This is a genomic window from Ornithinibacillus bavariensis, assembly GCF_018333235.1.
GTDB classification, from domain to species: Bacteria; Bacillota; Bacilli; order Bacillales; family Amphibacillaceae; genus Ornithinibacillus; species Ornithinibacillus bavariensis.
On the sequence record NZ_BORP01000003.1, the window covers coordinates 269,114 to 294,490 of the forward strand.

At 35.0% G+C, this 25,377-nt stretch carries 22 protein-coding genes and 1 pseudogene; 4 read left to right on the forward strand and 19 right to left on the reverse strand.

Annotation, left to right across the window (positions count from 1 at the left end):
- Window positions 1-127: 127 nt before the first annotated feature.
- The 8 genes and pseudogenes from KI338_RS10025 to KI338_RS10060 all read right to left on the reverse strand — a co-directional run bounded on the left by KI338_RS10025 (window position 128) and on the right by KI338_RS10060 (window position 4,883).
- Entirely contained in the window at window positions 128-733 is a 606-nt protein-coding gene (locus KI338_RS10025; RefSeq protein ID WP_212920867.1) for an ABC-2 transporter permease, read from the reverse strand.
- A pseudogene (locus KI338_RS10030) lies at window positions 726-1,591 on the reverse strand (ABC transporter ATP-binding protein). The gene KI338_RS10025 and the pseudogene KI338_RS10030 overlap by 8 nt, the downstream one beginning before the upstream one ends.
- Before the next feature lie 5 nt (window positions 1,592-1,596).
- Window positions 1,597-1,968 (reverse strand): GntR family transcriptional regulator, encoded by a 372-nt coding sequence (locus KI338_RS10035; protein ID WP_212920868.1) that lies wholly within the window; start codon window positions 1,966-1,968, stop codon window positions 1,597-1,599.
- Window positions 1,969-1,983: 15 nt separating this feature from the next.
- Entirely contained in the window at window positions 1,984-2,289 is a 306-nt protein-coding gene (locus tag KI338_RS10040) for a YfzA family protein (protein WP_212920869.1), read from the reverse strand.
- 364 nt (window positions 2,290-2,653) lie between these two features.
- Window positions 2,654-3,013 carry a hypothetical protein gene (locus tag KI338_RS10045; RefSeq protein WP_212920870.1) on the reverse strand — a complete coding sequence of 120 codons (360 nt, stop codon included), beginning with the start codon at window positions 3,011-3,013 and terminating at the stop codon, window positions 2,654-2,656.
- Between the two features lie 54 nt (window positions 3,014-3,067).
- Window positions 3,068-3,583: a GNAT family N-acetyltransferase gene (locus KI338_RS10050; protein WP_212920871.1), complete on the reverse strand. Its 516-nt coding sequence runs from the start codon at window positions 3,581-3,583 to the stop codon at window positions 3,068-3,070.
- A gap of 81 nt (window positions 3,584-3,664) precedes the next feature.
- Window positions 3,665-3,844, reverse strand: a complete 180-nt coding sequence (locus KI338_RS17770) for a DUF2087 domain-containing protein (RefSeq protein ID WP_244853534.1) — start codon at window positions 3,842-3,844, stop codon at window positions 3,665-3,667.
- Between the two features lie 178 nt (window positions 3,845-4,022).
- Window positions 4,023-4,883 carry a LysR family transcriptional regulator gene (locus KI338_RS10060; RefSeq protein WP_212920872.1) on the reverse strand — a complete coding sequence of 287 codons (861 nt, stop codon included), beginning with the start codon at window positions 4,881-4,883 and terminating at the stop codon, window positions 4,023-4,025.
- A gap of 291 nt (window positions 4,884-5,174) precedes the next feature.
- On the opposite strand from KI338_RS10060, the gene KI338_RS10065 reads away from it, so the two are divergent.
- Window positions 5,175-6,260, forward strand: coding sequence for an NAD(P)H-dependent flavin oxidoreductase (locus KI338_RS10065; protein ID WP_212920873.1), 1,086 nt, complete (start codon window positions 5,175-5,177; stop codon window positions 6,258-6,260).
- Window positions 6,261-7,328: 1,068 nt separating this feature from the next.
- Window positions 7,329-7,817, forward strand: a complete 489-nt coding sequence (locus KI338_RS10070; RefSeq protein WP_212920874.1) for an SRPBCC family protein — start codon at window positions 7,329-7,331, stop codon at window positions 7,815-7,817.
- Between the two features lie 74 nt (window positions 7,818-7,891).
- Here KI338_RS10070 and map read toward each other — a convergent pair whose 3' ends face one another.
- From map to KI338_RS10095, 5 genes are all read right to left on the reverse strand, one after another.
- Complete coding sequence (map, locus tag KI338_RS10075; RefSeq protein WP_212920875.1) at window positions 7,892-8,632, reverse strand: type I methionyl aminopeptidase; 741 nt, start codon at window positions 8,630-8,632, stop codon at window positions 7,892-7,894.
- 146 nt (window positions 8,633-8,778) lie between these two features.
- Window positions 8,779-9,606: a hypothetical protein gene (locus KI338_RS10080; RefSeq protein WP_212920876.1), complete on the reverse strand. Its 828-nt coding sequence runs from the start codon at window positions 9,604-9,606 to the stop codon at window positions 8,779-8,781.
- 160 nt (window positions 9,607-9,766) lie between these two features.
- Window positions 9,767-10,318, reverse strand: coding sequence for an LPxTATN C-terminal sorting signal domain (locus KI338_RS10085; RefSeq protein ID WP_212920877.1), 552 nt, complete (start codon window positions 10,316-10,318; stop codon window positions 9,767-9,769).
- Window positions 10,306-14,628 carry a DUF8202 domain-containing protein gene (locus tag KI338_RS10090; RefSeq protein WP_212920878.1) on the reverse strand — a complete coding sequence of 1,441 codons (4,323 nt, stop codon included), beginning with the start codon at window positions 14,626-14,628 and terminating at the stop codon, window positions 10,306-10,308. Before KI338_RS10090 ends, KI338_RS10085 begins: the two co-directional genes overlap by 13 nt.
- A gap of 698 nt (window positions 14,629-15,326) precedes the next feature.
- Window positions 15,327-16,298, reverse strand: coding sequence for a helix-turn-helix transcriptional regulator (locus KI338_RS10095; RefSeq protein WP_212920879.1), 972 nt, complete (start codon window positions 16,296-16,298; stop codon window positions 15,327-15,329).
- A gap of 76 nt (window positions 16,299-16,374) precedes the next feature.
- On the opposite strand from KI338_RS10095, the gene KI338_RS10100 reads away from it, so the two are divergent.
- Window positions 16,375-16,980, forward strand: coding sequence for a DJ-1/PfpI family protein (locus KI338_RS10100; protein ID WP_212920880.1), 606 nt, complete (start codon window positions 16,375-16,377; stop codon window positions 16,978-16,980).
- A gap of 120 nt (window positions 16,981-17,100) precedes the next feature.
- Here the strand turns inward: KI338_RS10100 and KI338_RS10105 are convergent, their stop codons facing one another.
- The 5 genes from KI338_RS10105 to KI338_RS10125 form a co-directional block, all read right to left on the reverse strand.
- Window positions 17,101-19,047 (reverse strand): BglG family transcription antiterminator, encoded by a 1,947-nt coding sequence (locus KI338_RS10105; RefSeq protein ID WP_212920881.1) that lies wholly within the window; start codon window positions 19,045-19,047, stop codon window positions 17,101-17,103.
- Window positions 19,048-19,119: 72 nt separating this feature from the next.
- Window positions 19,120-20,565, reverse strand: coding sequence for a glycoside hydrolase family 1 protein (locus KI338_RS10110; protein WP_212920882.1), 1,446 nt, complete (start codon window positions 20,563-20,565; stop codon window positions 19,120-19,122).
- A 14-nt stretch (window positions 20,566-20,579) separates the two neighbouring features.
- On the reverse strand, window positions 20,580-20,921 hold the full coding sequence (locus tag KI338_RS10115; RefSeq protein WP_212920883.1) for a PTS lactose/cellobiose transporter subunit IIA: 342 nt from the start codon (window positions 20,919-20,921) through the stop codon (window positions 20,580-20,582).
- A 17-nt stretch (window positions 20,922-20,938) separates the two neighbouring features.
- Entirely contained in the window at window positions 20,939-22,183 is a 1,245-nt protein-coding gene (locus KI338_RS10120; RefSeq protein WP_212920884.1) for a PTS sugar transporter subunit IIC, read from the reverse strand.
- 3 nt (window positions 22,184-22,186) lie between these two features.
- On the reverse strand, window positions 22,187-22,498 hold the full coding sequence (locus KI338_RS10125; protein ID WP_212920885.1) for a PTS sugar transporter subunit IIB: 312 nt from the start codon (window positions 22,496-22,498) through the stop codon (window positions 22,187-22,189).
- 514 nt (window positions 22,499-23,012) lie between these two features.
- On the opposite strand from KI338_RS10125, the gene bla reads away from it, so the two are divergent.
- Window positions 23,013-23,942 carry a class A beta-lactamase gene (gene bla, locus KI338_RS10130; protein ID WP_373306338.1) on the forward strand — a complete coding sequence of 310 codons (930 nt, stop codon included), beginning with the start codon at window positions 23,013-23,015 and terminating at the stop codon, window positions 23,940-23,942.
- Between the two features lie 237 nt (window positions 23,943-24,179).
- Here bla and KI338_RS10135 read toward each other — a convergent pair whose 3' ends face one another.
- Window positions 24,180-25,193, reverse strand: coding sequence for a serine hydrolase domain-containing protein (locus tag KI338_RS10135; RefSeq protein WP_212920886.1), 1,014 nt, complete (start codon window positions 25,191-25,193; stop codon window positions 24,180-24,182).
- Window positions 25,194-25,377 lie beyond the last annotated feature (184 nt).

Here is a 25,377-nt window from a genome sequence, read left to right on the forward strand (position 1 = left end):
ATTATAAACGTATTATTTCTTACCGTCGACTAATAAACCTCCAGAACTTCCTAAGCATACATAGCTCTCAATAGGAACTTTTTACCATACTTCAAGTGACTTAGATTCAGTTCGTACAAAGAACCACTTAGAACGCTTTCCGTTGATAAATGAAAGTGGTAACTCCCCATGAAACAGCATAGAATGTTATGATAATAACTGCCGCTCCTATATATAATGCTGGGACGGATAAATTAACAAGAAAATCAGTTATTGCAGTTAAATGTTCCGCTAAAAATAGCACAATAGGTGGTCCAATACCTGCTAAAAGGATAAAGCTAATGAGTACAACCGTTGAAATATAGCCTGGTTTAAATATATAAAACAATGGAAAGGTAAATGCAGCAAATACTAAGAATAAGCCTCCGCCAATCGCAATATCAGTCATCGTAAACGGTTTATTGAAAACAAAAAATGTTAGACTTGTCACCCCAATGGCTAAAACCATATAAATAATAGCACCAAGATAGCGCGATGCGATAATTTCCTTACGTGTATAAGGTAAGGAATTTAATAATATGTTTGTCTCTACTTTTTCATCGTAAGCATAGGTGTTAAAGGGAATAAAAATGCTAGCAATGAGAAATGTCAAGGCTGGATGTGCATCCATAATGATAAAGAATAGGATAAAAGGAATAAAGATTAATAGTTGCCTTTTCTGTAAGATGACATCACGTCTGATCAAATTAAACATGCTGTAGCCCCCCTTTGAAGTGATACATGATATCTTCCAGTGATGCTTGTTCAATGACAACCGAATCCCCGAAGATATTTTTCACTTCTTTTATATTATCCGTTAATGCTTCAAATCCTGTTGGTGCACGATGAACATGAACAAAAGCCGTTTCCGTGTCTCTATCCAGAAGCTCCACTCCTCCTTTAACAAGTGCATAGTCTTCAGCTACATCGTGAATGGACTTATTAAATACTAATTCCCCTCTCTGTATAAAAGCGATATAATCTGCAATGCGATCTAAATCAGTTGCAATATGCGTAGAGAAGAAAATGGTACGATTATCATCAACCATTAATTCCTGTAAAAGATCCAACAACTCTCTTCGAATATAGGGTCCAAGCCTGCTGTTGGCTCATCCATAATAATGAGCTCTGCATGATGTGAAAGGGCTATTGCCAATGATGCCTTCATTTGCATCCCTTTTGAGAAAGTCTTCATCGCTTTATTAAGCGGTAATTCAAATTGCTCCATATATCGATAAAATAATGTATCATCCCAGTTCTTGTAAGCTGGTGCAACAATGCGCTTTATATCTTTTAAGTTCATCCCTTCAAAGAATACATTGCCATCATATACAAATCCAATACGCCCCTTAATCTCCTTTTCATGTTCCCTGTAATCCAACCCGAAAAGCTTAACCTCCCCAGCATCTGGCTTTAATAGATTCATTATCATTTTTATCGTTGTTGACTTACCAGATCCATTTGCCCCAATGAATCCTGTTACAAAGCCTTGCTTTACTTGTAAATCAATATTATTAACGGAAAAACCTTTGAATTCCTTCGTGACATTTTTTAATTCAACCACATTTTCCATTCATCTCACTCCTCATATAGAATCTTCAGTAACTGCTGTAGCTCCTCAAGTGACAGACCAATTTCACGGCTATTCGTTATGACTGCACTCAACTGCTCCTCAATAACCCTTAGCTTCTTCTCTCGAATAACCTCTAGATTTTGCTCTGCGACGAAGGACCCTTTTCCGACAATGGAATAGATAAAGCCCGCCTTCTCCAATTCCTCATAGGCACGCTTCGTTGTGATTACACTAATTTGTAAATCCTTTGCCAGTTTACGCATAGAAGGTATTGCAGTTCCTTCTTGTAGTTCACCTGCTAAAATTAACGATCTTATTTGATTTACAATTTGTTCATAAATCGGCTCCTTTGAACTGTTGGAAATAATTATTTGCATGTGAATCCCTCTCTCTTATTCTTTTCGAAGCAAACTTGCAATAATGTCGTGTACGGCTTGAATCAGTATAGCAATCACATGAATTGTCATGAACATATTAAAAAAAGGAAAGGAATAAGGAGATATCCATTCCGTAAATAGCTTCGAATCCAAAATCCCTCTTGCTATTTTGGCAAATAAATTATCACTATCGTTTATGTTTGGCTCCAGGGAAGTGCCATCAACCACGAAAAAGATTAATTGCATAATTAAAAATATAGCAATGATGCTCATCCAGCGTTTTGTTAGATTTTTATTATTTGTTACTACTTTTTCTACCATTTAAACACTTCCACCTTTCATGCTTCACATTTTGAGTAATTACTATCTTTGAACCCTTTATAGTGTATATGAGTAGTAGTTGTTATACGTTTATTTTTTTGTCATTACCCATTTACAAAATTACTCCCTATATATTGTATATATACTATATAAACATTATATACACACATAGAACCTCCTGCAACAATTTTGTTAAAAGAGAAGGGAAAAACATAAAATCGAAAAAGACAATCAAAAAACAGTAATGACAAGGGATTAGTAGAATATGGAACAACGAAAAAAGACTGAATCCCTACTAGATCCAGTCTGAATTTGTGTTGATGTTTAATTAGCCCGAAACCGGTTGGACAACGATTGCATCGCATTATAGTTGAATAACTATATTAAAAATTACTGCAAAAATTACCGAACAAACGATTATCCATATTATTTCTATACGAACAAAAGAAATCCATACACTACTATTCTTAATTTTAGCGATATTTCTAGCAACCTCTAGATTAATTGGTACGAAAAATAATGAAAACAGGAATCCCACTGATAGGGAAATACAAAAGTGAATGATTGCAATATTAGAAGTTAACTCTGATACGAAGCTACCAATTATAAAAACTGGAATACCAGCCCATAGAAAGAAAGTAAAAACTAATAATACAGATACCATTATGACTAACATAAATTCCTTTTTAAGGACATCTTTAAAGTTCTGAAAATATATACTCATGATATCCTCCCTAGTTCTTTATCTTTGCAACATGCCTACCAATAGTTAAAGAGGCTAAGAACTCCATTCCTCATCTAAGATTGCGTAATAATACTCATCCCACCACTCGTTTCCTTGGGGTATACATTTCTTGAAAAACCCTTCTCTTCTCATGCCAATCTTCTCCATTACTCGATAGGATGGCGTATTTTCAGGCTGACAGGTAGCTATTATTCTATGTAATCCCATTGTCTCAAAACCATATTTTAATATAGCGTGTGCTGCTTCAGAAGCATACCCTTTATTATAATATTTAGGATTGAACACCCAACCTATCTCATATGTATGATCACCAAAATACTTATGGAACACAATGTGACCAATCAAATTTTGGTCTTCCTTTAACAACACAGGGAAATACTTAGCATTTTCACCACTGTTGTCCATTACAAATTTTTTTGCATCTTCAACAGAAAAAACATCTTCTGGTAAATACTTCATAACATTGCTATCCGATGTATACTCATAGACACTTTGCCAATCGTCCTGTGTAAAATTACGTATAATTAGTCTTTCTGTTATAATGTTCATTTAATTTACCTCCATATGGTTCCATTCAAATCTTTTTCTATCTCTCTTTACCCCGCTGTTGTTCATTCCGATAATCCTACCCTAATCTTTTATCCAGTATTCGGTACAATCCTTAGAACGTTCCATAAAGTTATATTCAATTAGGTATCTTTTGATTGTAGCAAAATCACTGTATATTGTCTTTAATATTCCGTTAACTTCCTTTTCGGGGTAAATCCTATTCTGTTCAAACCGTTTTATTATATGTTGTAAAACAATCAATTTTCTTTTTTCTTCCCTTGAAAAAGTCTCTAAGGTACCATAAATACCTTGCTTAAGATAAGCAGATAAGACCTTTTCTTCTCTTCTTCAGTCGTCGCATTCCGTTGATCCACCATTTTATCCCCTTTAAGAGAACTAACAAATTTTGTTCACTCTCTTTTTTAGACTAACCTCTCATTTACTCACTTAATACATTTAAAAACTTTAATAAAGCCGAAGGTACATACTTATCCTTTCTATAGATGAATACCGTTTTGACTTTTCTATATTCTTTCGGAAGTAAATGCTTTCTAAGCGCTCCTTCTTGTAATTGTTTTTCTACAACGCTTTGTGGGACCATACTAATTCCTAGACCAGCAGATACACATCCAATGATTGCATCTAGGGTTCCAAATTCCATTATTTTTTTAGGAATCACCCGTTCTTGGTGAAACCATTGTTCGAGCCTCTCCCGATAAGAGCACCCTGTACGGAATACAAGTAATGTCTTCGTTTGAATGTCCTTGATTGAGGATATAGGAGGATGAATTGCATCTGTTACAAGTACTAACTCTTCTTCAAATACCTCCTTTTGAATGAGATCAGGATGTTCAATAGGCTCAGCTACAAATGCTCCATCAAGCTCATACTGGAGAACACCTAGGATATTTTCTTCCGTAGAACCTGTTTTTAGAGTGAGATCAACGTCTGGATAGTTTATAAGGTACTTTGAGAATATGGCTGGTAATCGAACTGCTGCAGTTGTTTCCATCGAACCGATAATTAAAGGACCTTTTGGTGTTTGATCATCATTTATTACGTTTTTTGCTTCTTCTATAAGATTTAATATTTTTTCCGTGTATGTTAATAGCAGGCTTCCTTTGGCGGTTAAAGCAGTCCCTCGATTATGTCTATAAAATAAGGTCGTTTGTAGTTCTGCTTCCAATTGCTGTATTTTCATCGTGATATTCGATTGTGCATATTGAAGTTCTCTTGCTGCTTGTGAAATACTCCCAAGCTTTGCAACCGTCTGGAAAACTCTTAATGTAGACAAATCCATAAAAAATCCTCACCTCTTCCTGCCATCTAAATTACTGATGGCCAATATCAATATTATGTATTATTCAATATATCAGAAAAGAGATATCCTTTACATATAATCCTCTATTACTGGATGTTTCTATTTAAGGAAGTAAGCTATTCTATTAAATAGGGAAAAACTATATTTAATTTATGTTTTAAAAGATTTTCCTTTCCCCCGCTCTTCTACTTATGTAAAAAGATTTTTCCTTTAAGAATACGATTGCTGGTTATACGGTATCAAGTAATGAAGCTACGAGGAGTGTTAATTATGTTTACTAATGAAATGACAAGACGAATGAATATCGAGTATCCAATTATTCAAGCCCCTATGGCTGGCGGAATAACCACTTCTAAATTAGTGGCTGAGACTTCAAATGCCGGAGGTCTAGGAATGATAGGAGCAGGGTATATGACGCCTGCGCAAATACGAGAACAAATTAGGGAAATAAAACAGTTAACTTCAAATCCGTTTGGTATTAATTTATTTGTTCCTAAAAAATTTAAGGTTATAGAGAACAATATTAAATCAGCTAATCAGTTCTTAAATCCCATTCGTCAGCAATTAAATTTACACCAAAGAGATAACTTTGAAATTCCTAATTTTAATCATGCTTTTGCAACATTTATGGAGCAAATTAAGGTTGTGAGGCAAGAAAAGGTTCCTATATGTTCTTTTACATTTGGCATTCCATCTGAAGAAGTGATTACTGAATTAAAACAATCTAACATTATTCTGGTGGGAACAGCAACAACAGTTACAGAAGCAGTCGAAATTGAAAAAGCACAAATGGATATTGTTGTGGTACAAGGCAGTGAGGCTGGTGGGCATCGGGGAAACTTTATGAATGATTCTCAAGAAGGTTTAGTTGGTTTAATGTCCTTAATTCCACAGGTAGTAGATAGTGTAAGCATTCCTGTCGTAGCTGCCGGGGGAGTTATGGATGGAAGAGGACTAATGGCTTCGATTTGTTTAGGTGCTAAAGGCGTACAAATGGGGACGGCTTTCTTGACTTGTAAGGAAAGTGGAGCAAATAAGATTCATAAAACAGCAATTCTTCATGCTAAAGAAGATCAGACCGTTTTAACCCGTTCATTTTCAGGTAAATGGGCAAGAGGAATTAAAAATAAATTTATTACAGAAATGCAGGAACATGAAACACTTTTACCGGATTTTCCTATTCAAAATACACTAACACAAGCTATTAGAAGAGCTTCTGCTGCACAAAACAATCAAGATTTTATGTCACTTTGGTCTGGTCAGAGCCCAAGATTAGCCAAAAATCAAACCGTTCAATTATTAATGAACAGTATTATTGCTGAGGCAAAAAAATTAGGTTCCATGGATACGAGGTAATTTACAATGTAGAAAAAGACCTAGCACAAAAAGCTAGGTCTTTTTCTATATTGCGGAATCCCGCCAGTAAGCATTCACTTAAAAAGTATGATCACCATTAAATAAGGCAAACTGAACTCCACTCAAACTGGATTTTTAACAGTTAGCATGGTTTTTTTATTTCTTTCGCTTTAATCCAAATAGCTTCAACGTAAACTCCGATTATTACCGTCAGCAACACAGCGTTTGCATAAAAAACGCCATCTTTAACAGAATAAAAAAGTGAAGGGAATGATAAAGGTGTTACAAGCGACAATAAAGATCTCTATATTCTTAGCTTCTTGGTTATCTGTTTTCTTTCTACCGAACAAAAAGAAATTATTCGTCAAATATTTACCCGTTTCCTTGTTTTCAACCATGCTCCTAATACTTGAGATATTTTACTTTACAGTAAATAAATTATGGTATGTAAAAGGTCCTAAAAAAAATCTATTTCAAACCGCTGTGCTACTTGTTTTTGGCCCTTATCTTATATCAAATATATGGTTTTTTCATTTATCTAAAGGAAAATTCCTTCCATATTCTATAATCAATCTCGTAGCAGACCTAATCTACGCCTTTCCGATAATTGCCCTATTAAAAAAGCTTGATGTGTTTAAAATAAAAGTTAAATCCAGTTATTTTTTCATGTTAATTTTTACTGATGCATTATTAAACTATTCCTTCCATAAATTTTTTAATAAAATACAACCCCAAATAAAAAGGTAGTTGGTGTAAGAAAATGGTCAACAATCTCTCTTTAACTATCTCTACCGGTTCGTTGATAGAATGAACAGAATGACAACCTATGTCACTTGTAAAAGACATTTTTAAAAAGCTTATTCCCTCTAAGAAGATGACTTCTGTATTCAACAAGTGTACTGCACCCCAAAAGTTAGAGCGATATTCAAAGTTAACTTTTGGGTGTCACACAAAGAGTCATCTTCTTTAAATTACATTTATTTTTGCAAATGTAATAGTGGTTATTTCATAATTTTTTTAATAATGATACTATTAAAAGTGATAATTATACAAAAAGGAGAGATTTCTATGACAACTGTAACAAATGATAAAGCTATCATTAAAGAGATAACAATTAACGTGCCATTACAATTAGTATGGTATGCTTGGACAATATCTGATAGAGTTGCTGAATGGTTTGCTCCTGAAACGGTAGTTGAAGCTAAGATGGGTGGCGCATATGAACTTTATTTTGTACCTGGAAATAGAGAGGGTATGAATACGAATGGCTGTAAGATCACTAAGCTTATTAATGAAAAAGAGCTACATTTCACTTGGAAAGGACCAGACCAATTCGCGACACTAATGAACGATGAAAATGAGCTAACAACTGTTAAAGTATGTTTTGCAACTATCGATTCAGATTCTACAAAGGTGATTGTTGAACATGTGGGATTTAAGGATAGTGAGGACTGGACTGAAGCATTCAATTGGCACCAAATGGCGTGGTCAGGTGTTCTTGATAGTTTAAAATCTGCTTTAGAAAAAGGCGAGGGTAATTTATGTTGCCAACCCTAGAAGTAATATGTTTACATAACAAAAACCATCTATATTTTTAGGTATATAGATGGTTTTTTGTATGATTATGGCTCTTACAATGTAGTGACTATTGGCCCTTCCTTTGTAAGAATAATCGTATGTTCATATTGAGCTACAAAGCTTTCATCGGTTAGATATGTCCATCCATCTTCAGATTGGAAAACTTCCTCTTCAAGAGTAGAGATAAAAGGTTCAAAGGCAATTACCATACCATCTTTTAAAATTTCGTCATCCCAGCGGGAGAAATAATTGAATATATGATCGGGGGCTTCATGAATCGAGCGCCCAACACCGTGTCCAGTAAGGTTTTTTATGACTGTTAAACCATGTTTTTTTGCTACATTGTGTGCAGCTTTGCCAAGCGCGCTTTTTTTCGAACCTGGTTTTGCCTTCTCAAGTCCAGCGTCAAATGCTTCTTTCGCAACGTCACATATTTTCTGTAACATTATCTCTCCTTTCCCAACAACAAAGGAAACTCCAGTATCTGCGAAATAACCATTTTTCGATCCTGAAACATCAATATTTACAATATCCCCTTCTTGAATGACCCGTTTCCCCGGAATTCCATGCGCTACTTCTTCATTTACACTAATGCACGTATATCCAGGAAAATCGTATTCCCCTTTTGGTGCCGATTGAGCACCTGCATTTTCAAACATGTCTTTAGCAATTTCATCGAGTTCTTTTGTAGTAATTCCAGGTTTCGTACATTGGACTAATTCATCTCGAATCGCTCCACAAATTCTACCGATTTCTTTTAATCCATTAAAATCCGCTTCAGTCTTTGCAATCATCGTGGGTCCTCACTTTTTTAGTATTTTATGATTATCATTTCATTTATTTTCTAACATAAATTTTAATTGCTCTTTTCTCAACAAAATGGTTTTCGAATATGTGAACTTGAAATAAATAAGACAGTCCATCCAAAAACTACTTTCGTTTAAATATCTTCGGTTAGTCGTTTAGCCTCATCAATACATTTAATATCAATCATTGCTTTAATAACTATATCGAAAAGTTCGGGGTAGTCTTGCCAGCTATAATTTATTTGCAGATCCCTAAATATTGCTAGTCTTGAGGCAATTGGTTTGGAAGATAGGTATTCCTGCAATAACTCCAAATCAAGATATGTTTCCTTGATTGGAAAGTGTATGTGTTTTTCACCTAGAAGTAATGGATTTGTAACGCCCAATCCATCCTGTGTCTGGATGATTATATTTTTCTCCCGCTCCCTTTTAACAGTTTGAACGTATCGATACGGATTGTCAATACGAGGTATTTTGAGATCGTCTATTAAATAATTGCAGATCCTCTTCCTACTGAAATTTTCCTTTTCAGTAGGTTGATACGGGGAATTATTAGCCTCTTCACGCCATTGTTCTTTAGCAAGTAAATAATTCTCTTCACTTTCAAACTGGTTATAGAACAGTTCACTGTCTGTCATATTTACCCTTAAAAACTCCCTTAGGTTGTTAGCAACGATACGAATTGGACGATCAAAATCGATTGGGTTGACACAAATGATAGGGGCTACCTCAAGATCACTTACAGAACCATAATCTGTAAGAAATCCATAATGAATACCATCTACACCAATATTCCCAAATACGACCACATCGCTGGGTGTGTTAAAATATCTGAACTTCTCCAGAGATAGATAAAAATTAAAACCAAAATAAAATTGTTCAGGATCACCTAAATCATGTTGTAAATCGATTATTTTTTGAAGTGTAGGTGGTACTTCATATTTTCCAAAATTAATACGCATTGCGTCAACTCCTAAAACATTCACTAATACTATCATCATCATAGAACCTATCCGTCTTAGTAATTCTATTCCCTTATGAATATTTATTAAAGACTTCAGTAAAAAAATAACCCAAAGCCATACATGTAATGGCCTTGGGTCAGCTTTTATGTCATACTTTTTATGCCTTTCTTCTGCTTCGGACAATAAGAATGACTAATCCAGCTAGCAGTAATGCTGTTCCTAATAACAATATTTGGTATAAATTAGTTGCGGTTTGAGGTAATTTATTATCAACCGTTTTTTCTATTAATTCAGCTTTAGCCTTCAATAATTGTTTTAATGCATCATTCACTTCTGACTGCGTCGCATTTGGATCAGCAAGAACTGCCACTGCTCGTTCCAATGCCTTTTCATAGGCTGTCCAACTCTCTTTACTATAGTCGGAAGGCACTAATTTACGTCCTAATTCTACTTGCTCTTTTAGCTCTTCTTTATTAACAGTTAAGCCTTGATAAGCTTCTACTAATCTAGTATAGGCTTCATTAATTTCATCTTGCGTTGCATTTGGGTTATTTAACACTTTTTCAGCTGCTTTTAAAGCTTCTGCAAATACCTTCCAGCTTTCCTCACTGTAATCGGTAGGTGTTAACGATGCTGCCTCTTGTACTATTTCTTGTAGAGCTTTCTTATTAACTGATAAATTATTGTAAGCCTCCGTTAACTTCGCCAATTCAGCAATGATTGAGTCGCATTCGGATCTGCTAATACTATAGCTGCTCTTTCTAATGCTTTCTGGTATGCAGCCCAACTATCTTTACTGTAATGAGACTCTACTAATCTGTCAGCTTCTTTTACTTTGGCTTGCAACGCAGATTTATCCACGGTTAATTTTAAACGTGCATCTTCCAACGTTTTTAAAGCTGCATCCACTTCTGATTGAGTTGCCTTAGGATTATCAAATACTAACTTCGCATTTGTTAATGCCGTTTCATAAGCTTCCCAGCTGTCGGTAGAATAATCCTTTTCATTTAGAGTTTCTCGCAAATTGATTTCTGCCTCTAAAGCAGATTTATCTACTTTTTCAATCGTAAATTCTTTTGTGATCACTTCTGATTTCTTTCCATCTTTTTCAGCACTAACGGCAATCGTATAGGTACCATTTTCTAATGACTCTGTTGGCGTATACTCCCAGTTTCCGTCAACATCAGTTATTACCGTTTTTGTCACTTTATTACCATCGCTATCGGTAAGCTCTATGGTAACAGTTGAACCTGGAGTCGCTGTTCCTTTAAACGTCGGTTTGTCGATATGAATCGTTTTATCTATAGGTTCTGTTAGTTCAATTCTTAATGTTAAGCTGTCTAGTGCCTCTTGTAATTCCTCGAATGCATTATTAACTTCTTCCTGTGATGCATTTGGATCCGCAAGCACTTCTTTCGCTACTTGTAATTTGGACTGTAATTCTTGCCAGCTTTCCTGCGTGTAGTCTTCTTCTATTAGATTTTCTGTAATAACTTCTCCTACTTTTGCCTCTAATGCAGTCTTATCTACTACAGTCAATTCTTTATCGAAGCTCTTAACTGGCTCACCATTCGTACCTCTTAAGTTACCTGAATCCTCATCATAGGTTACTTTTACGATGGAGCCTCCTTCTACTGATTCTGGTAGTCGTAATGTTAATTTTTCACCGTCTACCTCAAAGTCAGTTACAACCACAAGTTGACCATTCACTTCTACAGTAAACCCGTTTAAGTTATCTAAATCAATCGGTTTATCAAACGTTAATTCGATCTTATCTAGTTCATTAACCTCCGCTGTCTCTACCTCTGGCACCCATCTGGTCAGTGCTTCATATGCTTGTTCTAGCTTTTCTAACGCTTCTTTGACGTCTTCTGAAGTTGCATTTGGATCCTCTAACACGCCTTGTGCTTCTTTTAATTTAGACTGTAATTCTTGCCAGCTTTCTTCTGTGTAGTCTTCTTCTCGAAGATTACTAGCTTCAATCTCTTCTACTTTCGATTCCAATTTAGTCTTATCAACTATCGTAAATTCCTTTGTTTTTGTAGCAGTTCTACCATCTTTCGTAGCTGTTGCTTCAATTGTATAAAGACCGTCTGGCAGTTCAACAGCTGGGGTGAAGTACCACGTGCCATCTTCATCCACCGTTGTTGTCCCTCCAGCACCTTCTACAACATTACCCTCAGAGTCTTTAATAACAATCGAGACTGTTGCATCAGGTATTGCAGTTCCAGTTATGGTAGGTTTGCTCGTATTAACAAGCTCATTACTAGGTTCTGTAATTTGCAATGCAGAAGCAAATTCATTAATGACAACCTGTTCAAATCCATCCACAGGGACACCATTTGTACCTTTTACATTCCCATTTCCGTCATAAATTACTTTAACTTCTTTTTCATGCACAGCGGTTCCTTCTGGTAGCAGAAGATACAACTGTTTTCTATTATTCGGGTCAACCTCAAAATTGATTTCATTTATTGCTACTTCTTCGCCATCAATAGTGATTGTAAAACCATCTAAGCTTGTAAGATCTATTTCATTGTCAAAATTCAATGCAATACGAACATTGCCTGTTTCCGTTTCCTCTAGGGCACCACCTTCAAACTGTGGTACAGTTGCAGCAATTGTAAAATAGGAAACAGGACCAAAAGCCTTTGTATCTATGGTGACCTTACCATCCTCAATGAGATAGAACGAATCTTCTCCATCAAATTGCTCATCCGAACTAACAATGACATAAAGCGGCCATTCTTCAGCGCCCTCCACTTTTTCAATCTGTAACGTGATTTTTGAATCTTCACCGTTAGCGTTCGTATCTTGCCAATTCGTTTTTTGAACTTTATAAACGCGTTCCATCCGTTTCAGGTTTTCATCATTTTTGTCAGCAGGGTCAATAAATTCAGTACTTGCTCCGTTATCTCCGAACACAAAGTATGATTTATTGTTCCATATCATGTTTTCATTTTCCTCATTGGAATTCGCAACAGCATCCCCCAATGCAATCGTTACATTAGCTCCATTCTCCTGAGACACGGATTGTTTCTGATACAATCCACCGAAATCATCTCGTCCGATACCAGTAATACGATTACTATAATCTGCGTTATCAGCTTCAGTCCATAGAATTCCTTCGCTACTATCCAAATAGTCAGTCGGCAAAGTCAATCCGTACTTTAACGCAAGATAACTATTTACTTGCTGTCGTTCTATCGAAGTTAGCACCCTATTGTATAAAATAACTTCAGATATCGATCCGTTAAAACGACTATGGTGACCAGCTCCAATGTAATACGTACCAAGTTCAGAGTTAGACCATTTCACAACATTTTCGTCGAACGATTCCAGTTGATTACCGTCTAGAGAAAGAGACCATTCTTCACTTGAGCTTCTAATATTTAACACACGGCTTTTCAGCAAGTCATACTTCTCAGGAATATTAACTGTTCTATTACTTGTTGAGAAAAATGATGTACTAATTTGTGATCCATTATTAAGACCATATCGAGGTCCTTGACTATTACTACCAAATTCCCAAGGGAAACCCGTATAATTACTACTACTTTGTACAGAGAAAATTTCCCTTGAAGTATCATTTTGACCAAAATTGGTAGTTGAATAATAACCTACAGAGCTATCAATTGTAATCCCTGGGTTAAAGTTAATGGTCGAAGCATTATACGGCTGTGCATTCGTTCCAACAACACTCCAAATCCTATCAAACGCCAAATCTTCCATTTCGATAACTCGATCACTAGCATCTCTTACCGAGCTTTTCCCTACATCTACCCAAGAAGACAACCCATCAATTACTCCACCTGGACCTCTAGGCACTGCGGGTGCTTCATCAGTAGCAATAGCTCCTCCTACAGCAACAGCTCTAATGTCAGTGCTTGTAAAAGGATCATTCGGAATAAAGTAAACTTCTAATTGTCCGTTACTATCTGTCAACATCGTAGACCAATCAGTAATTACGTTACCGTCAAGGTCTTTCCATACTCCATTCTTAGAGCTCGTCATCTCAATTGGAACACCAGCTGCAATCGATTTGTCCGCATTTTTTGCTGTAACGGATACTTTGAATTTTCCCTTTTCAGATGTCTCGTCAACAACCATCTCTATCGAACTAGGTGCTTGCTTAAATTGTGCCGTATCATCTAAGTCGCCAATCGGTGCATATTCGTTTACGAAATACCAGCTAATAATTTCATGGGATTCATCCCAGCCTACACCAGTAAAACCAGTATAGATGGCATCTGTTCCATCAAAAATATTCTTTAAATCAATTCCAGCTGCATCGATTATAGGATTACTTGGTTTACTCGCTGAATCATTGAAGTATACCTTCATATTATTAGAGGCACCGTCATAATCAATCCAGGTAAAGTAAGTTTTTCCGTCCTTCAGAACAAACTTAGTTTTGCCGGAATCATCTTTCAAGTCAGGATCATTAAGGTTTTTGTACCATGAAGCATTTTCATTTATTAAATTTCCATTTAAGGCAATCCCAATATAGTTGTTCGATGGGTCACCATTGGCCGCATTATAATAAGTATCAAACTTCAAGGCAAAGCTTGGTGTAATCCCTTCTATCCCCAGACCTCCGCCAGTGCTGCCTAGACCTTCTAGATCATTCACAATTGCAAAGGACATGCCATCAGCAGAGTTCGCCACATTTGCATTCATTTCAAAGGAAAATCCAGTGCTAAATGAAAACTCTTCATGCGGTTGAAATGATTGCTTGTTAAAGGCGCTTCCAGTTTGATGTGGAGTCGCTCTCGGGTTTATGATTAACCTTCCATCCGCAAATGACGCTAATCCATTTAACTGAAATAGCTCCTGTAATGAAGGCTCTGAAAAGTCATTAATGTCAAACTTATAAGTCAACCAGTTCATTGTTGAACTTGTATTCGACTCCGCTTTAATAGATATTCCCGTTGTCATAAAGCTACTAAAAATTAGGGTTATGGACAGCATTATAGCTAACAAACGATTCCCAGTGTTTTTCATTTTATACAACTTCATCTTTTATTAACTCCTTCCTTTTCATATTCATTAAGTTAGATAAAGATATGGATAGATGATAGAAATAGTTTTACAAATTGTAAGTAGGGTGATTATTTTGTCTAACGCTGATAATAATATAGTTATTCATCATTCGACATATATGGATAATATGTACGGAAACTCTGATTACTTCGGTTAATTGCACCAAAATTCTCTTTTAAAATTCTATAATTATTTGATCAACCCCTTGAACTTGTCGTCCTATTTAGACAAAATTCCTCAAAATAATCCTATTTAGTAATTCTACTAATATCCCCTATACAAAATCTAAACAATACTATATTCAATGCGTTAATTAAATCGAATAGAAGGTATACTGCACTAGCCTTTGCGTAATGCAACATAAAAGTGCTTGATCTATTAGTAGTAATTAAAGGAGGGCTTTCTAATGAAAATCATCTTATGTGAAAAGTGTTCAAAAGGTTTACGGTAAGGGTATTAGAAGAAATTATTAGTATTTTGTTATATATTTACACACTCATTTACGTTTCATTTAATACTTCACATGGAAGCATTCCTTCATGATATTTACACAAAATTATAACTAAGCAAGAGAATTTCCCTTATCTTTGTGGAACAAAAAAAAGAAGCCACAACTAGAGCTTCTTGTTTCATTCAAGCTACTTTCCATTGAATAAGTGCTGATAAGTAGTTTCCTATACCAAATTACGGTATAAATCATTTAATACTAAAATCTTCTTTTTTATTTCAGCTACTAACTCTATGGGTTCAACTACTTTTGCGTGGTTCCCCATTTGTATGAAATAATCAGCTAAAAAGTCTATTTCCGTTTCACTAATTGACCCCTTAATGACTCCATAGCCTCTACTATCAATGGATATTTGATAATAAAGTGAAACACTAGATTTATATTTTTCTACTCCTTCTGGTGTTAATTCCACTTTAAGCTCATACTCTTTTTTTGTTGTTAAAATCTTAATAATATCATTTAAGTTTGTATCTTTTAGATTCATCTTGTCACTTCTTGAGCTTATCCCAACCTCTGATATTCGATCACAACGAAAAAGTCTAAAATCCTTCCTAAGATAACAATACGAAGGACAATACCATCTTCCATACTGTGAAAATAATCCAACCGGTTGAATCTCTCTTTTCACCCCCAAGTAAGAAATCCAGAGTGACTCATTTCCTATTGCCGCCATAAATAGCTCTTTCAATAGGGGACTTTCTTTACTCTGGTTATCTATTTTAAAATCAATCTTATTTTTAATTAAATCAATTTCATCCTTCATCTTTCCGTTTAAGTTCAGATAGAACTTTTTTATGATTGAATCATATTCTGATTCAAAAGGAAGGCTTATAAAATGTTTTAAAGACAAAAGAGCAAAAAAGATAGAGAAAGTTTCTTCTTTAGTAAAAGAGACAGCCAGTAGATTTTTTTCTTCTAATACTTGATATCCTCCATGAGCTCCTACCGCTGAAATTAATGGAACCCCCAAAATACTTAGTTCTTCTAAATCTCTAAGAATCGTTCTTCTTGATACATTAAATTCTTGTGCTAAATCATCTACCTTAAACTTTTTCACTCGATTAATATACAGCCTTAATTCATTTAATCTAATTGCTTTACTCAAAACTTTCACCCTTTTTACTAATTGTGTCATCATTTGTCACTATTCCATTATATACTGAAGACAGTATCAAAATAATAGAATTTTTCAATTTAATTTGGAGGGAATAAGAATGAATCAGATCGAGAAAAAAGAAATTTTAATAGTTGTTTTGGAGGAATTTGCTGATTGGGAAATCGCTTATGTAGCAGCTTTTTTAAACGAAACAGACAAGTACATCACTAAGATAGTTGGTATCAGTGAGGGAGTTATCAAGTCTATCGGTGGATTAAATGTTCTACCAGATTACACCGTAGAAAATATACCTGAAGTCTTTCATAGTTTAATTCTAATTGGGGGGAACTCCTGGCGTAAACCACTAAGCAATAACGTGATCCCAATAATGGAGAAGGCATTTGCCATGGATATTCCAGTAGGGGCAATATGTGATGCCACAGTTTTTATGGGAGCAAATGGATGGTTAAATGACATAAAGCATACAAGCAATGATCTTAATGATTTAAAAGCCTATGCAAAAGATACCTACAGCAATGAAGGGAATTATGTATTCGAACAAGCAGTTCGTGACAGAAAGATTGTTACTGCAAATGGAACAGCTTCATTAGAATTTGCAAAAGAAATGCTTGAATTATTAGAAGCATATCCTAAGGAGCAAATTAATCAACTGTATCTTTACCATAAATTAGGCTATTACGAGGCAGAAAAGACAAATTCATAACTAGCAAAAACTTACAATGCACATAATCCTTAAGAAAGGAATTTATGTGCATTTACTCTAAATAAGAAAAAAGCGGGCAAAATTATCCGTCGATAACTAACCCACTAATCGTAATGATTATCATGAAGCATTACTGTCAATTAATTCATTTACCATCATTTTAAGTTTATTAATAAACTCATCGAAGTTTTCCGATTTTCTTAATTGCTCTACATTGTATGATTCAGAAACTATTTCAATAAAGAGCTCAAATAATCGATTAAAGGTTTTTGATTCTTTATTATTAATCGCTACAAGTGCAACCATTTTAACTTCATGACCAGACCATACTATTGGTTCTTGTAACGTTACTATTGCGATACCACTCTTAATTGCATCCAGCTCAATCGAATGGGGTACCGCAATACCAGACGGAAAGCTTGTCGGCGACATTTGTTCCCTTTTCTGGATACTATAATAAAAGCTATCATTAACATACCCTTGCTCTACCATCATTTGATTCATACGTTTGACAATATCACCTTCGACTAATCCAGAAGGATCAATTTGATTCAAATAGAGCGCTTCATTAAAGAATCTTTTGATAAAATTATTAATGGCGATCTTTTGATGTAGTTTTCTTGTTGCTTCCACACGTCTTTCAATCTTAATAATATCCCTATCTGTCAGAAACGGCTTAATAAACACGGAACCTTCGTATGCGGAAGCAACTTTTCTATCTGTTGTCACTAATAAATCAAACATATACAATCCAATATCATTATGATTAGGAATTGATTGAATTCCCACAGCGTCCCCTAACCGTTTTATAATCTTATTCGTTAATTGTTCCCGTATACCATGGTAATCGTCTGCAACCAACAGTATCCGAATTTCGTGCTTATCAATATCTCGTTGTTTTTCTAGCAAGGAACCAATATGCAGCGCTATAAATGATATTTCATCTTCATTAAATCTAACATCAATTTTTTCTTGGATTAATGAAGAGATATATACCGACACATCATAAATAATTGGATAGCTTATCTTAATATCGAGTAAACTACTATTCCGTACAAATTTTTGATACTTAGACCGGTAGAATAAGCCTTGTAAATGTATTGCCAATTTATTAATAAAATCAGCATCCTCAAAGTCAATGAAATATACCTTTTCTGCTTTACGCAAAACATCTTTTAATGTAGATAATATCGTACTGTCAACATATGTTTCGATTTTTTCAGTATTGTCCTCAACTAATGATTTATCGTATAAACCAACAAATTGTAGAGCTAATTGATATATTTCTAATTCCGGAAAATGAATATTATATATTTTTGATAGTTCTTCCGTTATTTCATTTGTTAATATATATTCCTGTTGACTTAAATTGTTCTTATATAAATCTTGATCATTCTCTGACAGAATATAACCTTGTCGAATTCTTTCGATACTCACTGCAAAATGAAAAGCAATACTATTAAGGGAGTATTGATTAATAAATATATTATGATCTGATAGGGCAGTACGAATGATATTCCTTAGTTCATCTAAAGAAATTTCTTCTATCATTTTCTCAATACTTGATTTTAATTCGTCATATATATTACCCTCATCATAAAGTAATTCCACCATATATTTTCGTCTTGAACGCTCCGAACCCTTAAGTTTAACGATATTATTTTTAATCGTTATCTCAAGAGTTTGTGCTGGAAGACTTTGTTTCAATTCTTGAATATCATTTTTTAACGTAGACTCTGAAATAAATAGTTTTTCACTTAAATCGAATAAATCAATTCCATCTGATGAATATTTAAGCATTTCCAAAAAGATTCTTGATTTACGGTTATTGAGTTTAAACTCCGAATCATCACTATTTTGTCTATTACTTTTTAACGCTTCTTTATTAAGTCTGTAACCAATATTACTTGATTCTATCGCATTTGATAATTCATTGTTTATCTTTGAAACATAATTTCTAATTGTTCGTGTTGAACAATTAAGAAAATCCGCTAATTCATTAGCGTTGATCCACTCACCATGTTTTCTTCTCAATAGGTTCAGTAATTCTTTTTGCTTCTCATTCATGATCATTCAGACTCCTTGAATATGAACAGAAGTAGGTTATTGAAAACAATAACCTACTTTCTTTCGTGTATCTTAAAGCTCAGAACCATTTGTTTCAATTACATTTTTATACCAGTAGAAGCTGTCTTTCTTAATTCTTTCACCTGTGCCTTTGCCTTCATTATCTAAGTCTACATAAATAAAGCCATAACGCTTATTCATTTGAGCAGATGAACAGCTAATAATATCAATTGGCCCCCATGCACAATACGCAAAGACATTTGCTCCATCATACATTGCTTGTTTCATTGCAGATATATGGGCAGAAAGATAAGCAATGCGATAGTCATCATGAACTTTTCCATCTTTAAGTTCATCATACATCCCTAAACCATTTTCAGCTATCATTAATGGTTTCTTATAACGGTCCCAGTAAGTTGAGAGACTAACATATAATCCCTGTGGATCTATTGCCCATCCCCACGGACTTGACTCTACAGCCGGGTTAGGTGTGACAGATACTTGTTTTATTGTATTTTTAGAAGCATCTGCTGTGTCTGTATAATAATAGGACATCGCTAAATAATCCATTGTGTTTTCTTTTAATAATTGCTTATCTTCTTCCGTTATGTCTAAGTGAATACTATTTTCAGCAAAATAATTTAACGCATATTGAGGATATTCTCCAAAGAACTGTACATCGGTGTAGTAAAATTCCATGCGATTTTTCTTTAATGCCAGCACAATATCATCTGGCTTAGATGTTGCTGGATAAACCGTTACATCGGAAACCATTGTACCAATCTGCATTTCTGGATTAACTGATTCAGCATACTTTTTTAACATGGCACTTGCCACAAACTGATTATGAACTGCTTGATACGCTGCTTCCTCATAATTATCTACTGCATCAGAAGGAATTGCTGTCGAATTAAATGGCTCATAACCAATTAAATTAATTTGGTTGATGACAATCCAATATCTCACCTTATCTTTATAACGATCTAATACGACCTTACCGTATTTGTAAAATAAATCGATAACTTTACGATTATGCCAACCACCATATTTTAATGAAACATTAACCGGTGTTTCATAATGTAATATTGTAATGATAGGCTCCATACCAAGCTCAACAATTTTATCTATTAAATTGTCATAATACTTTAGCCCCGCTTCATTTGGTTCTTCCTCATCACCTGTCGGGAAAATTCTTGTCCAATCAATCGACGTTCTGAAATTTTTAAATCCCATCTCAGCAAGTAGTTCCAAATCTTTATCGTAAGTATGATAAAAGTCAATACCATATCTCTTCGGATAATAACCTTCTTTATCTTCTAAATTAGCTTTAATTTGCGAGATTGTCATACCTGCTTTTTGTTCAGCCTGAATTTCGAAATTGGATTTATCAGGATAATATTTATGAACATCCGCAAGGCTCTTCCCTTTTCCTCCTACATCATGAGCCCCTTCTGCTTGATTTGCAGCAATTGCTCCACCCCATAGAAAATCCTTTGGCATTTGATAATTATTAAGCATTCGAATACCCCCAATTATTTTTTCATTAGCTTCTCAAAAATTGCTATTAAATTTTCAGCTATTAATATCTCACTTTGTGCAGTCATCATTGTATCTTGTGCGTGAGCAAATAGAATCGAGTATCGAATTTGCTCTCCCATTGCTTCTTTTTGAATAGTGCTCGTTTGAAATGAGTGAGATATGGTAACCTCTTCTCTTGCCTTCTTTAAATAGTCATTCGCTTCCTCAAAGTTTTCATCATGAATGCTTTTTAGTGATTTAACCAAATAGTCACGTGCATTTCCAGCGTGTATTAAGACATTCATTGAAACCTGGGTTAACTCATCAATCTCTTCATTATGATCTAAATCTGACATGATCTAATTTTTCCTCCTTACAAATTGCTATTTTCTTCCTCTTCCTTTTTCAACAAGGATTTATCATATACTTTAAAGAATGGATAGAATACTGCCCATGTTATGGCAAATAGGACGATACACCAGATTATTGCCATAAAATCTTGCGTTGCAAAATAGGAAGCAAGTGGGTATGGCATATACCATAACAAGAAAGTTGATGATGGGATATCTACCCATCCCCAAGACATAATACCGTATACAATCGTTGGAACTAGTAAACCGTTTATCCACATAGGTACCATCAAGTATGGGTTAAAGGCAATAGGTGCACCAAATACCAATGGCTCGTTAATATTGAAAATAGATGGAACCACTACCGCCTTACCAACCGCTTTCAATTGCTGTGATCGACTAATAAATGCCATCATGATTGCTAATGCTAAGGTTGTACCTGTACCACCAATATAAATTAAAGCGTATAATGTTTCCTGGGTAGCAACATTAGCAGCAACCCCACCGCTTGCTACAGCATCAATATTACCTGCCAAGTTAGCCATGTAAATAGGATAGAATACCGGGAATACAGCCCATCCTGAAATACCAAACGAATATAAGAACACTGGAATAAATACGGATAAAACAAATCCAGGATATGTTGAAACAATACCAGCAACAGGTTTGAAAATACTTTGAATTACTTGGAATAAATCAACCTGGAATTGAATTGTAATCAACCAACCAACAAAAAGAAGGAATGTGATTGGTAATAGATTATCAAACCATCTTATGACAAAATCAGGAATAGAAGAATCTTCATCAAAGAATGATTTTGATGCCATAAAGTTCATAATCACCGCTACAAATAAACCAGTTATAATAGCTACTAACATACCTTCAATACCAAAACGAGATAAGGTAAACGAGATTTGCCCTTCCTCAATGGTTGGAAATAATAACAGTAGATACAAAACTAATGATGCTGCTCCAGAGATTAGTTTGTTATCCGAATGCCCCTTGTTTTCCATCACATAATACGGAAGGAAAAAAGCAATAATTAAACCAAACATACCAAATGAGAAAGTACTCATTAGTGAAAGATCAGGCATCCAGTCAAAAAAGTTATTCAAAATAGAAATCATCGTAATTAAAGAACCAACAAATACTAACGGTAAACCTGTAAGCATTGAACTTTGAATACCAGACACCCATGGGTTTGCAACAATTTTGTTCACTCGTGGAGCAAACTTAGTGCTCATAAAGTTCATTAATTTAGTCAGCATTTTTTATTCACTCTCTTCCAAGCTTAGAGCTAACTCCAAAGCTTTTTCTCCGTTTAATGATCCATAAATTAGTTGCGGAATAATAGCAACCTTAACATTCTTCCCTTGCGCTTTTTCTCTAATTTCATCTTCTTTATAAGCCAAATGAGGACCAATTAATAAATAATCTATATTATCAATTACTGAATCTAGTTGAGATTCACTTGCAGCTTTAACAGTGACCTGTTCACCTTTCTTCTTAGCAGCCTTCCGCATAGATGCGGCCATAAATCCACTTGATGCGCCAGAACCACAAACTAAAAATATATTTTTCATATAAATTCCTCCTTTTTCTTATCTGTCTTCATCTTATCTACGTTTGGGACCGCTTACAAATTTATATTTTTCCTAGTGATAGGAAACTAGATTAGGTCTTTTCCGATTATTAGAAAAGCGATATACGTCAAATATTGGGAGAAGTGAAGAATTTTTTAGTAAAACGGGGGATCTAATGGATTTAGAGCATGATAGACTTCAGCTTTCCTAAAAGGAAGAGCGATAAATATTATATAGTTAAAAAGATTGACATCCCATAGACTACAAATGTAATATAGGACTACAGTTGTAGTACTCGACTACATTTGTTGTCGAAATTTAGATAGAAGGAGGTAAGGTTTGGCTATTAATGACTACATCTGTGATTGTGAATATGTGCGAAAAGTAAAAGGACAGTAGACAGCCTACAAATTAATGACTATTTGGCAAGCATTGAAGACACATACTTCATCAGTGCTATGCAAAAGAAGTCAGTTTTATATTGGATAATAGAAACTAGAAAGAGGTCATCAAGTTGATAAAAAAATATAAAAATAAGTTCACCATGCGTCCATTTTCACTACTTTTGCTACTAGTCGCAGTGTTAACACTCACTGCTTGCGCGGATAAGGACGGTTCAAATAATGATTCTCCCAGTGAAGGAAATGAAGTGGAACAAAGGGAAAGTATAGATGAAAAATTTGCCGAGCTTGAGAATGAGTTTAACGCTCGAATTGGTGTCTATGCGATTGATACAGGCACAAATCAGACCATCGAATATCGCCCAGAGGAGCGCTTCGCTTTTGCATCGACCTACAAAGCCTTAGCCGCAGCCATCTTGCTGCAGCAAAATTCTTTGGAAGAGCTTGAGGAAGTGATTTCCTTCACCGAGGATGATTTAGTTCCCTATTCTCCAATTACAGAGAAACACGTGGATACCGGGATGACCCTTTTGGAATTAAGTGAGGCAGCGGTTCGATCCAGTGACAACACGGCAGGAAACCTCTTATATGAGGGATTAGGGGGCCCAAAAGGATTTGAACAAGCTTTAAGACAAATTGGTGATAACATCACCCATGCAGATCGCTTTGAACCAGATTTAAATGCATTCACCCCAGGAGATAATCGAGACACCAGCACACCGAAAGCTTTTGCCACCAATCTTCAGGCTTTCGCACTTGGTGACGTACTTTCCGATGAAAAACGTGAATTGTTCATTGATTGGCTAAAAGGCAATGCAACAGGAGATACACTCATTCGTGCAGGATCACCTGAAGAATGGGTGGTTGGTGATAAGAGTGGTGCTGGAAGCTACGGAACGAGAAATGACATTGCTATTGTTTGGCCACCAAACAGAGAACCAATCGTCATTGTAATTATGTCCAACCATGACACAGAGAATGCCGAATATGACGATAAGCTAATTGCACAGGCTGCCAAGGTTACACTAAGCTTTTTAAGGTGAAGATTGGATAATTCGGATTTGGACATTTAAGTTCTAAGGAGTCTTTAACTACAGAGCGCGTATAATATCCTTAAACAATGATATTAAGCGCTCTTTTTTTATTTAGCTATGTTAAAGGATAATGTTGATTTTTCATATGAAAAGATGGAACTCCATTAGGGTTTGGGGCTCCATTCTAGGTTAAAGACAGTTTTTAGGTTAAGGGCAGTAATTAACCAGACTATAATTGTAATATATCTAATTAAATGTATCTGCCACTATATTACTGAATTCCCTTAGATAATGAAGATAATTGTCTCCACCATAGTTATATCGCTTATTATACATTTTTGCTACGACTAAATTATGTTTAGGTATAACTAACAAAGTTGGACCAGTTATTCCTAATATTTGATAAGAGCCTTTAGGTACTCTTTCCCCAATTTCACTTTTAAGAGAAGGCGTATCTTGAACATACCAAAACAAGCCGTTAAGTGGTATCTCTATGTCATTGTAATTTGGGCTTTGTACTTTGGTAGCTAATTGTATTACTTCTTTTGGCACTATTTGTTTGCCATTCAAAAATCCTTCGTTCAAATGAAGATTACCCCATAATGCAAATTCACGGGCTGTTGTATGAAGGTTTGAGTCGCTTCCATCGTTTGTACTTCCTATTTTGAAGTTCGCAGCTTCGTTTGGATTATCAATCACTTTTACTAGTTCATCATTAGGGTTTGTATACCAGGCAGTTTCATATAAACCTAACGGCAGGAATACTCTTACTCTTAGTAATTCGGGAAAACTCTTTCCATATAGCTTATTTATTAAGTCCGTCATCATTAATACATTAATTCCTCTGTAAGCCCACCCTTTACCTGCGTCAAACTCTCTAAAAAGAGTCCCATCATCTTTCAGATGTAATCCGTGAGAATGTGTAACTAAATGCCTTATAGTTGTGTTTGCAAGTAATTCTTTATCATATCCATCAAAGTAATCTACTGCATAGTCATCTATACTTTTAATTTTCTTTTCATACAAAGCAAAAGCTACCGCTAGTCCTAAATAGCTTTTCCTTGCAGATGCTATGTTAAATTTAGAGGCTTCCGTAATGGGTACTGAACTAACTAAATTAGAATGGTAGCCGCCGTAGTGTTCTAATACGATTTCATTGTCCTTAATTACAACCAATGCAGAAGCACTGCTATGATTAAGTACCATTATTTCTTCTACATATGAAATTAATCTTTGATAGTTTACTGTCACTTTCTCCATTACCCCCGATGTTACTTATTTGGAAAGTTCTGATAGTCTAATTGTTTTAGTGGAAACGGAATAAAGAAACGCGCTTAGACAATCTTCTTTAATCACTTCTGTAAAAAAATACTAGCTTCCAACAGATAGCAACTTATCCTTATAAAGATTAAAAGTAATCAATAGGTAATTGTTACAACTATCA

What these genes read in the sequence shown, in the direction of transcription:
- KI338_RS10025 (WP_212920867.1), bottom strand. Translation starts at nt 733, where the DNA reads ATGTTTAATTTGATCAGACGTGATGTCATCTTACAGAAAAGGCAACTA.
- KI338_RS10035 (WP_212920868.1), bottom strand. Translation starts at nt 1,968, where the DNA reads ATGCAAATAATTATTTCCAACAGTTCAAAGGAGCCGATTTATGAACAA.
- KI338_RS10040 (WP_212920869.1), bottom strand. Translation starts at nt 2,289, where the DNA reads ATGGTAGAAAAAGTAGTAACAAATAATAAAAATCTAACAAAACGCTGG.
- KI338_RS10045 (WP_212920870.1), bottom strand. Translation starts at nt 3,013, where the DNA reads ATGAGTATATATTTTCAGAACTTTAAAGATGTCCTTAAAAAGGAATTT.
- KI338_RS10050 (WP_212920871.1), bottom strand. Translation starts at nt 3,583, where the DNA reads ATGAACATTATAACAGAAAGACTAATTATACGTAATTTTACACAGGAC.
- KI338_RS10060 (WP_212920872.1), bottom strand. Translation starts at nt 4,883, where the DNA reads ATGGATTTGTCTACATTAAGAGTTTTCCAGACGGTTGCAAAGCTTGGG.
- KI338_RS10065 (WP_212920873.1), top strand. Translation starts at nt 5,175, where the DNA reads ATGTTTACTAATGAAATGACAAGACGAATGAATATCGAGTATCCAATT.
- KI338_RS10070 (WP_212920874.1), top strand. Translation starts at nt 7,329, where the DNA reads ATGACAACTGTAACAAATGATAAAGCTATCATTAAAGAGATAACAATT.
- map (WP_212920875.1), bottom strand. Translation starts at nt 8,632, where the DNA reads ATGATTGCAAAGACTGAAGCGGATTTTAATGGATTAAAAGAAATCGGT.
- KI338_RS10080 (WP_212920876.1), bottom strand. Translation starts at nt 9,606, where the DNA reads ATGCGTATTAATTTTGGAAAATATGAAGTACCACCTACACTTCAAAAA.
- KI338_RS10090 (WP_212920878.1), bottom strand. Translation starts at nt 14,628, where the DNA reads ATGAAGTTGTATAAAATGAAAAACACTGGGAATCGTTTGTTAGCTATA.
- KI338_RS10095 (WP_212920879.1), bottom strand. Translation starts at nt 16,298, where the DNA reads ATGATGACACAATTAGTAAAAAGGGTGAAAGTTTTGAGTAAAGCAATT.
- KI338_RS10100 (WP_212920880.1), top strand. Translation starts at nt 16,375, where the DNA reads ATGAATCAGATCGAGAAAAAAGAAATTTTAATAGTTGTTTTGGAGGAA.
- KI338_RS10105 (WP_212920881.1), bottom strand. Translation starts at nt 19,047, where the DNA reads ATGAATGAGAAGCAAAAAGAATTACTGAACCTATTGAGAAGAAAACAT.
- KI338_RS10110 (WP_212920882.1), bottom strand. Translation starts at nt 20,565, where the DNA reads ATGCTTAATAATTATCAAATGCCAAAGGATTTTCTATGGGGTGGAGCA.
- KI338_RS10115 (WP_212920883.1), bottom strand. Translation starts at nt 20,921, where the DNA reads ATGTCAGATTTAGATCATAATGAAGAGATTGATGAGTTAACCCAGGTT.
- KI338_RS10120 (WP_212920884.1), bottom strand. Translation starts at nt 22,183, where the DNA reads ATGCTGACTAAATTAATGAACTTTATGAGCACTAAGTTTGCTCCACGA.
- KI338_RS10125 (WP_212920885.1), bottom strand. Translation starts at nt 22,498, where the DNA reads ATGAAAAATATATTTTTAGTTTGTGGTTCTGGCGCATCAAGTGGATTT.
- KI338_RS10135 (WP_212920886.1), bottom strand. Translation starts at nt 25,193, where the DNA reads ATGGAGAAAGTGACAGTAAACTATCAAAGATTAATTTCATATGTAGAA.